The 8,297-nt window shown below is 51.5% G+C and carries 8 protein-coding genes and 1 pseudogene; 3 read left to right on the forward strand and 6 right to left on the reverse strand.

Going from position 1 to position 8,297, the window contains the following annotated elements:
• Positions 1 to 76 precede the first annotated feature (76 nt).
• The 3 genes and pseudogenes from JHD74_RS24905 to deoC form a co-directional block, all read right to left on the reverse strand.
• Positions 77 to 394, reverse strand: a pseudogene (locus tag JHD74_RS24905) (HAAAP family serine/threonine permease); the annotation flags it as partial.
• A gap of 956 nt (positions 395 to 1,350) precedes the next feature.
• Positions 1,351 to 2,115, reverse strand: a complete 765-nt coding sequence (gene deoR, locus JHD74_RS24910; RefSeq protein ID WP_074028900.1) for a DNA-binding transcriptional repressor DeoR — start codon at positions 2,113 to 2,115, stop codon at positions 1,351 to 1,353.
• Positions 2,116 to 2,419: 304 nt separating this feature from the next.
• A complete protein-coding gene (gene deoC, locus JHD74_RS24915) occupies positions 2,420 to 3,100 on the reverse strand; it encodes a deoxyribose-phosphate aldolase (RefSeq protein ID WP_074028902.1) in 681 nt (226 codons plus the stop codon).
• A gap of 225 nt (positions 3,101 to 3,325) precedes the next feature.
• Here deoC and JHD74_RS24920 point away from each other — a divergent pair, with 225 nt between their 5' ends.
• Positions 3,326 to 4,144 (forward strand): hypothetical protein, encoded by an 819-nt coding sequence (locus JHD74_RS24920; protein WP_024528623.1) that lies wholly within the window; start codon positions 3,326 to 3,328, stop codon positions 4,142 to 4,144.
• Between the two features lie 32 nt (positions 4,145 to 4,176).
• Here the strand turns inward: JHD74_RS24920 and ybjG are convergent, their stop codons facing one another.
• Both ybjG and JHD74_RS24930 read right to left on the reverse strand, forming a co-directional pair.
• Positions 4,177 to 4,782, reverse strand: coding sequence for an undecaprenyl-diphosphate phosphatase (gene ybjG, locus JHD74_RS24925; RefSeq protein ID WP_199063774.1), 606 nt, complete (start codon positions 4,780 to 4,782; stop codon positions 4,177 to 4,179).
• Positions 4,783 to 4,788: 6 nt separating this feature from the next.
• A complete protein-coding gene (locus JHD74_RS24930; RefSeq protein WP_199063775.1) occupies positions 4,789 to 5,547 on the reverse strand; it encodes a phosphatase PAP2 family protein in 759 nt (252 codons plus the stop codon).
• 159 nt (positions 5,548 to 5,706) lie between these two features.
• On the opposite strand from JHD74_RS24930, the gene eco reads away from it, so the two are divergent.
• Positions 5,707 to 6,219: a serine protease inhibitor ecotin gene (gene eco / locus JHD74_RS24935; RefSeq protein WP_199063776.1), complete on the forward strand. Its 513-nt coding sequence runs from the start codon at positions 5,707 to 5,709 to the stop codon at positions 6,217 to 6,219.
• 91 nt (positions 6,220 to 6,310) lie between these two features.
• Here the strand turns inward: eco and lpxA are convergent, their stop codons facing one another.
• Complete coding sequence (gene lpxA / locus JHD74_RS24940; RefSeq protein WP_199063777.1) at positions 6,311 to 7,102, reverse strand: acyl-ACP--UDP-N-acetylglucosamine O-acyltransferase; 792 nt, start codon at positions 7,100 to 7,102, stop codon at positions 6,311 to 6,313.
• Between the two features lie 608 nt (positions 7,103 to 7,710).
• On the opposite strand from lpxA, the gene JHD74_RS24945 reads away from it, so the two are divergent.
• The gene (locus tag JHD74_RS24945; RefSeq protein ID WP_024528628.1) at positions 7,711 to 8,136 is read left to right on the forward strand and encodes a universal stress protein; all 426 of its coding nucleotides are present in this window, start codon (positions 7,711 to 7,713) and stop codon (positions 8,134 to 8,136) included.
• The last annotated feature ends 161 nt before the right edge of the window (positions 8,137 to 8,297 follow it).

The following is an 8,297-nucleotide window of genomic DNA, read 5'->3' on the forward strand; positions in this document are numbered from 1 at the left end:
CCCCCCCCCCCCCCCCCCCCCCCCCCCCCCCCCCCCCCCCCCCCCCCCCCCCCTTTTAGATGTGTATAAGAGACAGGAGCAGGGTAATGAGTTTACCCGCGCTGATGCCAAAGTGTTCTTCTACCACTTCGGTGATGTCTTCACCTGGGTTTTTGCCGGACAAAACGAAACGGCACAGGCCACGGTGGGCAAAGAAAGTCATCGGGAAGGCGATGATGGCCATGATGATCAGCGGGATTAAACCGCCGATACCGGCGTTGATTGGCAAGAACAAGACGCCAGCGCCGATGGCGGTGCCGTAGAGGCCCAACATCCACATGGTATCTGATTTACGCCAGGCCGTGCTGGAACCTGAGGCTGCAGAGGCGATAGTGCCAGTCTTTGTAGTGTCCATAAATATCTCCGAGGTGAACACGATAATTTAAAATAAAAAGAAAAACTTAAGTTTAAAATCCGCTGGTGAAATAAGTGGCTGTCTCACCAGTGGTAAAATCAGTTGTTACAACTAGAGGATGAATTGCGCCTCTGAATTGTTTATCAGGCTAATGATGTTGCTAACCTGTCCAAATGGTTTCTGCTGTTAACGGTGTCAACGCCGATGTTTCTGTCGGAGGAGCAACTGCCCACCGATTTTGTTGGCGGCAAGATAACGATTTACAGCAGAAACAACCGTGATCTCGCTCCCAAATGCGTGATGTGTGCGGTTAAAGGCTTTTATTGTAAATTTTCATGCAAATGTTGCGCGTTTGTGCGAAACATCATGCTGCAACCGCTCTCACTAATCCCACAACCTTTATCCGGTTTGTGTAATGTTTAACCGGATAAAAACCTGTCTTGTGTGGCAGGGCGAGCAATATATTTTATGTGCTGGTTTGGATCTAGCTAAAAAGCCGGATTTAGCCGTTTTAGTGATGTAGATCACGTTTGGTTATTAAGGAAGAAAATCTTATCTTATTGTTTTTAAGATTATTTACTGATTTTCACCGTCAATGTGGCTGGAAGATGATGGCCGTAATAAGACGTTTTTAATCATCATATAAATAAGGCTAAATACTGCTAATTTGATTAAAAGTAGCCGATAATTTTTTGCCAAAAGGCGGCTTAACGGGCCTGGTGGAAGAAAGGAGACATGTTATCTGGGGGAGATTTGATGCAAATTACTGCAATAATGTTCTGCGCGGAATAATAACGCTGGCAAGTTGTTGCAATCCATTAACCTGTAATTATCGGCCATTAGGAATATTTTAAGTTTAATTGCTTAAAAAAAAGCCTGAGTTTAACGAGAAATTCGCAACCGTGTCCCTGAAGTCGCTCCGGGGACACGGCATAAAATCGGCCGTGAGGCCAAGATCAGAAACGCAAAGTAACCGCGTGTTGGTTGAAAAAGTCGATGAACTCGGGGTCAGGTTGGCGATCGGTGATGACTTTATCGAACAAGGCCAGTGGCCCGATGCAGGCTGGCTTGGTTTGGGCAAATTTGCTGTGGTCGGCGACCAGGATTTTTTGCTGCGCCTTGTCCAACGCTTTGTGTTTCATCGCCAGCTCGTCAAGGTTGAAGCAGGTTGCGCCGTGCTGCAAAGTGATGCCTGCCGCTGAGATAAAGGCCACGTTAGGGCAGATGTGGTCCAACTCGTTATGTTGGCCAATAGCGGTGAAAATGTAGTTGCTCGGTTTGAATTCACCGCCGCACAGGATCACCTTGCAATTGGGTTTGTCCTGCAGCGCCAGGAAGGTGTTGAGTGAGTGGCAGATGGCGGTAAAGGGGAGTTCATCGGCAATGGCGTCGATAATGGCCGGGGTGGTGGTGCCACAGTCAAAGAACACCGTGTCATTTTCGTTGACCAACGGAGCTGCCAGCATGCCAATACGGCGCTTTTCCGCCACCTGTTTGGCTTTCTGATCGGAGACAAAGTAATTGGTCACCCCGTTGATTCGCGGATCGGCTACGACATAACCCCCAAGCAAGACCACCGCAGCAGGCTCGGCACTGAGATCGCGTCGGATGGTCATTTCCGAGACGCCGAGCAGTGCGGCTGCTTCTTTTAAGTGGATCTTGTCAGAACGCTTTAGAGCCTGAACTAGCCGGTTGATACGTTCGTCGCGCCGGGTTTCCATCAGTTATTCCTACAGGTTTATACCCCAGGTTTCTCAAGTGTGGCCGAAAGGGATAAAGGAGCCAAAAGTCTTTTTCGTTCGCTCCAACACAATAATGCGGAGTAGTGCAGACCCAGTTCGCACTGAGGGCACAACCCCGCATTATACCCGTCGTCTTTCAAGCTGCAACGTTGTTACCTGCGCTTACTCACCTCAGTCACTTACCCAAAAGTAAGCGCCTGGAGATGAGTAAGCTTGTCGCCTGGCTGCAGCTCGAAATCCATAGGGTATTTTTGTTGTTATAACTAGATAGAGCTAGCGAAAATCAGTAGCTACCTGCGTCAGCCGCATCGCCAGAAACGATCGCAACGCCCGAGCTGGTGCCGATACGTGTTGCTCCGGCGGCAATCATTTTCCCTGCGGTAACGCGATCGCGCACTGCGCCAGAGGCTTTGACGCCCATCTCGCTGCCCACGGTAGCACGCATCAGTTTGACGTGGTCTTCACGAGCGCCGCCAGTGCTGAAACCGGTAGAGGTTTTAACGAAAGCGACATCCAGTTCACGACACATTTCACAAACCACAACGATTTGTTCATCGCTGAGCAGACAGGTTTCCAATATTACCTTCAACGGAATAGCCGCGCAAACTTCACGCACCGCGGCGATATCGGCCTTCACTTCGTCATTCAGGCCGCTTTTCAGCCAACCGACGTTGATCACCATGTCGATTTCCTGGGCACCGGCGGCAATGGCAGCTTTGGCTTCGAAAGCTTTGGAGACGGTCAAACCCGCCCCCAGAGGGAAGCCGATAACCGAGCATACTTTAACGTTGCTTTCCTGCAGCAGGTGAGCGGCCAACGGGACATAACCCGAGTTAACGCAAACGGCATAGAAATTATGCTGACGCGCTTCTTCGCACAGTTGGTTGATCTGGCTTTCCGTGGTGTCCATAGCCAGCAGGGTATGGTCGATATAGCGAGCGTAATCAATCTGTTCAGTAGTCATGGTCATTCCTCAGTGGGTGTAATAACGCTTTGGATGTTAGTAATGTTATAATCCTAACATCGTCACATCGCAATTGGTAGCTGTATTAACACTAATTTTTGAGTCATTAGCGGAATTGATGAGCATCACCTGCCACAGAATGGGCTGGTAAATGTTATTTAAATAACATAGATTACACCTTGACCAATCCGTTCACTGCGCAACGGCTGCCCCTGAGGAAAGAAGATGAAGACGATCATTAATCTGAGCCCTGGATTGTTCGGCACACAGCCGAATGAAGTGTATTGCGGCGCTGGTTTTACGGTGACCGCGTTTATGTTTCCTGGTGATATCGCCGCGTTGGCGCTGCAAAACCAGCGGGGTACCTTAACGTTATTGCCTTACCAGGATTTGATGATTTGGGATGCGGTGTTTGACGGCCAGTCTCTCAAATCAAAAGCTAGCCGGGCACAGCCACGGCGTCATGATACCCGTGGTTGCTTTGCCTCTCACCAAGGCTTGCCACCTGATCATGGTCCGGTGATTGATGTCTGGCTGGAGGTAGAGGAGAAAGCGATCACTGTACGAGTCAGCACGGCCGACGGCCCTTGCCGCATCCAACCGGCCGTTCAGCTAGCCGCCAGCAGCACACAGTTCAGTATTGAAATGGTGATCAACAACCTGGCCGAGCAGGCCCAGCCATTGAGTTATATGTGCCATATGAACTATGCCTGCGAAGAGGGGGCCGTTTTCCGCCAAAATCTGCCGGGTTGTGCGCTCAATATCCGTGATAATCCACAGCGGGTCATTTGCTCTGACGACCTCTCGCTGTATGTCGATCAGGCCGAGTTCTTTATGCTGGCACCGTGCGGCAGAAGGTTTGTAACCCGTTTTGCCACCGGCCAATTCAGCTATGCCGTCTTACAGCGGCCACGAGCCAACTCGCGGGCGACGGCTTTTGTCCAGCCAGCCAGTTGCAGCCCAGAGGTCGCAGCGATACCAATGGCAGTGATGTTAAAAGCGGGGGAGATGCGGGAGTTCCGCGTGACGACCGGTATGCTATAGCTGGCGGGGGGTAAGCCCCCCGCGGGCAGGTATTACTCCTTCACCCATCCTTTACGGATCGGGAAGGCGAACAGAAAATGATACAGGCGGGTCAGACGCTGGGCGATGGCATCACCAAACAGGTTCCATACCAATTGGGCAAACAGACAGCCTACGCAACCCACCAGGAAACCGCCCACCATATCCAGTGGCCAGTGCACGCCGAGGAATACCCGGGACCAGGCAATGGCGATTGCCACGACCATCAGCAAAAGTCCGGACCAGGCGCGATGCCAGCACAGGAAGGCCAGGGCGAAGGTGAAGATGGCGGTGCCATGATCGCTGGGGAAGGAACTATCTGGTGCATGTGCCAGAAAGGTATAGCCAATACCGGTGACAAACGGGCGTTCATGGGGCAACAGCGCACCGATGGTGGCTGCCGCGCTCATGGCAAATAACAGGGCAATGGTCGTTTTAGCTACCACTTCTCGCTGTGCTGCCAGTTGGCCATGTGCCCCCCAGAACCACAGGCCAACAATCAGCAGAGGGATAATGGCGATCAGATCCCAGGCGATGAAAGTGGCAAGATCGATTAACCATTCCGGGCTGGCCGGAGTGGCATTGATCCAGGCGAAAAGAAGATAGTTCAACTGTTCCATTAAGTATTACCTCGTTTTACGGCGGAAATAGCCGCTAATACACCAATAAACAGCCAGTTGGCTGAACCAAACCCACCACCCGGCCCACAGGTTATGGGAAAGAAAATGTGCGCCTCGCATGATCTGGCCAAGTCCCATAAGCATGCCGAGCGTAATACCGCACAGCCAGCACCAGTAAGCCAGGCGCGGGCGTTGCGGATAAAACAGAAAGAACAGTGCCATCACGGCAAAGCCACTGGAAGCGTGGCCACCGGGGAAGCAACGGCCAGGCCCCGGAAAGGCTGGCGTGCTGCCAAACAGGGGAAACGACATCGCTTTGCCACCGTACTCCAGCAGATCCCAAGGGCATGAGTGTGCGCTGGTGGCTTTTAGGATCCCCACCACCAACGGCCCAATGCCGATCAACAGCATGGTGACGATCAGCCGCGCGTTACGGCGATAAATTCCCCAAAACAGCGCCAGCACCGCTCCGGCGATCACCGATATCTTTAACAACCGATGGTTGATCAGATCCAGCCAGTAGTTGTTCTGCCAAGGAAAACGCTGGCTGGCGGCGTCATACCAATAATTACTGACCGCCCAATCCAGTTGTTCATTGCGTGACAGCCAGATAAACAACAACGCAGCCACCATCAGCCCAAAGGCTTGCCAACGGTAAAAGGATGTGGGCAAGGAGTAAAGGGCGCCAGTCTGAATTTGGCTAGTCGTTGAGGATTGATTTAATGACGAATGTTTGGCGTTTGATGGGTTCACACGGTGGCTCATTGGCGGTAATGGATCAGGCTACTGTAATCATCCCGTCTTAAGAAAACCTTAATGAATGGCAAGAGGCTTGGGGACGATATCCAGATTTGACCTATAATTTAACGGCGTAAAGTATGCTAGCGTAGTTGGGTATTAGGTTATGAATTGTAAGGATAAAAAATGAACAAGCTTTCTATGGTAGTGACCAGCCTGCTGATGGCTGCGTCTGTCAGCGCCGTTGCTGCAACCACCGCAAGTACTGACGATCTCAATATGCAGCCGTTGGAAAAAGTAGCACCGTTCCCGAAAGCAGAGCCGGGCATGAGCCGGCAGGTCATTTATTTACCCAAGCAGGAGAATGAAGAAAACTTTAAGGTTGAACTGCTGATTGGCCAAACGCTGGAAGTGGATTGCAATCGCCACATGATGGGCGGCAATCTGGAGAGTAAAACGCTGGCCGGTTGGGGTTACAACTATTTTGTACTGCCGAAGCTCTCGGCTCCGGCCTCTACCATGATGGCTTGCCCGGATAATACCAAGCGCAAGGAGTTCGTTGCCGCTCATCTGGGGGATGCCGCAATGCAACGTTATAACAGCCGCTTGCCGATCGTGGTTTACGTGCCGAAGGACGTCGAGGTGCGCTATCGTGTCTGGTCCGCCAGCGAAAATACTGGCCGTGCGGTAACTAAATAAACGCCTGTAGACTACGCCATTTAGGGGCGCCGCATGCTTAGCTGCGTGCGGCGCCCAATTGAATATTCAATGGAATGGTTCACAGCAGAGCCTAGCGGATAATGCCGCGCGCCGAGCGTGAGAAGAAAGAAGTAAACCATTGCAATAGCGGATAGGTTTCGCTCAAAAGCTGCACCTCCTGTTTCACCTTATCGATCGCCAACGCATGATGATATAGCCTGTTGTACAGGGCTTGGATCATTTGCTGTTGCTGAGCGTCCAGTGATTGAAAGGCTGCCGCTGATTCGTTAACACCGATGGGGGCCGCGTGATTGCCACTGGCGCTGACAAAAGGTGGAACATCCTGCACCACGCCGGACTGATGGGCGATATGCGCATGAGCACCCAACAGACAAAACTGATGTATCGCGCACATATTGCCGATCTGCACAAAATCATCCAGTTCAACATGCCCGGCCAGCCCCGAGTTATCACCAATAACCGTGGTATTGCCGACAATGCAATCATGGCCAATGTGGACATTGTTCAAGAACAGGTTGTCATTGCCGATAGTCGTTCGCCGATAGCCTTGAGCAGTACCGCGATGAATGGTCGCATTTTTGCCGATCCTGTTTCTGTCGCCGATCAACACGTCCGTAGCTTCACCAGCATATTTCAAATCCTGATTCACTTCGCCGATAGTGGAAAACTGCCCGATAACGTTATTGCAGCCAATACGGGTGAGGCCGTTAATACTGACATGAGAGGCTATCACCGTGTCATCACCAACCTCGACGCCAGCTGCGATGATGCAGAAGGGGCCAATGCTGACGCGCGCACCGATAATCGCCCCCGGTTCAATCAAGCTGTTGCTTGCGACCCGGGCAGAGGGAGAAATTGACATTGCGTTATCCTGATGATGGCGCGTGGCGTTTCCGGCACTCAGGGCCAATCATGGGTAAATGATTAAGCCGAAGTCTGGATTAATCTGGGAGTAAGCGTCGAATGGGAGGGGGAAAGGGTTGGGTGATGGAGGCCTGGTGATTTTTCTTATCGACAGGGCCGAGTATAAGGAGTTCATGGGCATTTCACACCATCATATATTTTCTTTATTTTCTGAACCTTTCTGTAATGGAAGATGGGGCCGGAGGGCTTGAATGCGGATCGGCACCGAGGCTGCAGACATTCCCTCTCCGAGGTGACAACATAGGGGGCAGTATCATGCTGCGCCCGTTTGAGTAAACAATGGGTTAGCCCACGCTTGCTATGGCGCTTAAGACACTTGGGAATCCAGTTTTACCTGGTTTTGCACCACTTCCTGCGCCTTGGTATAGCGTTAAATCAACATATGAACGAGTTTATCTGCCTGCAGATTTTGCAGTAGTGCCTGATGCCGAGATGGATTATTTCAGCAGTAGAATGATAAGAGGATAAGCAGCTACTCTCAGGCTAGACTAGAATTAATAGGTAGGTTATCAGGCTGGGTATTAGGTAATACGGAGGGCCGACAATATGACTTATCAACATATCGTTATTGCAACCGATCTGAGCGATGATGCCGAACTACTGGTGCGTAAAGGTTCTGAATTGGCTGGCGCACTGCAGGCCAAGCTGTCGTTGATTTATATCGATGAGCAAGCTAACCACTACAGCGAGTTTGGTAGTGGCGAATTCAATTATGCCGATAAGACCTTCTCTGAACGAGTGAAAAATATGCTTAACGCTATCCAGCAGCAAGCGGAGTATCCCATCAGTGAAGTGATCATTGGCCGTGGTGATCTAAGCGAAGCGCTGAACAATGCCATTCGTGAAAAAGGCATTGATTTGGTGATTTTTGGTCACCACCACGATATGTGGAGTCGTTTGGTATCCAGTACGCGCCGTACGATCAACCATATTGCGGTTGATATGCTGGTGGTGCCGATAGAAAAACATTGATGGGATGCTGGTTTTTACTCCGCCCGCTATTATGTCTGTCTCTTATACACATCTGACGCTGCCGACGATGCCAACTGGGTGTAGGTGTCGGTGGGGGGCGGAGGGTGAGAAAAGGGGGGGGGGGGGGGGGGGGGGGGGGGGGGGGGGGGGGGGGGGGGGGG

This window comes from Serratia sp. ASV30, from assembly GCF_016428815.1.
GTDB lineage: Bacteria > Pseudomonadota > Gammaproteobacteria > Enterobacterales > Enterobacteriaceae > Chania > Chania fonticola_C.